Origin of the sequence: Bacteroides sp. OF04-15BH, from assembly GCF_003477995.1 — a bacterium.
In the GTDB taxonomy this organism is placed as follows: Bacteria; Bacteroidota; Bacteroidia; order Bacteroidales; family Bacteroidaceae; genus Paraprevotella.
The window spans coordinates 1-460 of record NZ_QUEM01000105.1 but is presented as its reverse complement, the minus strand read 5'-3'; the positions used below and the strand labels follow the sequence as shown (position 1 = coordinate 460).

Sequence of the window (460 nt, the reverse complement as noted above, 5' to 3'; positions counted from 1 at the left end):
GATGCACGCCCCGAACCAACTGGCGGCGGTCTTTGAGGTGTCGGGGTCGCCGCTTGAGAACTTGTTATATACTTTTACCCCGCCAATCAAGCCGCAGACCGCCCCGATTGCGTACACCAGTTTTGTTCCGGGGTCAAAATACCCGGTGATTAGGTTCGTGGCTTCGGTGATGCCCGCCTGCCCGTTTCCTTGTGCGTAGGCACTTACCACGGCGGCAAGTATAGCCGCCGACAAGAAGATTTTCTTTCTCATTGTGATTTGTTTTTAATGCCGGGCGGCGGGTGGATAGTCCGCCTTTCCCGGTTGGTGAATAATTTGAAATTTTAGTGGTCGGGGATAGTCCCGTTTGTCTGTTTGGTTTTCAGGTTGCCAATCAACCGTAATCACGCTGTTTCATGCTGTCAGGCTTATACATTATTATATTATAGGAAATCGTTCATGTCGAACGCTTCGTGTTCCT

1 protein-coding gene is annotated in these 460 nt (G+C 50.4%); it reads right to left on the bottom strand.

All coding sequences use genetic code 11. The features are described 5' to 3' along the window. Positions 1-252: DUF4134 domain-containing protein (locus DXA74_RS16035; RefSeq protein ID WP_233550597.1), on the bottom strand; the 252-nt coding region annotated here is incomplete at its 3' end. Between the last annotated feature and the right edge of the window lie 208 nt (positions 253-460).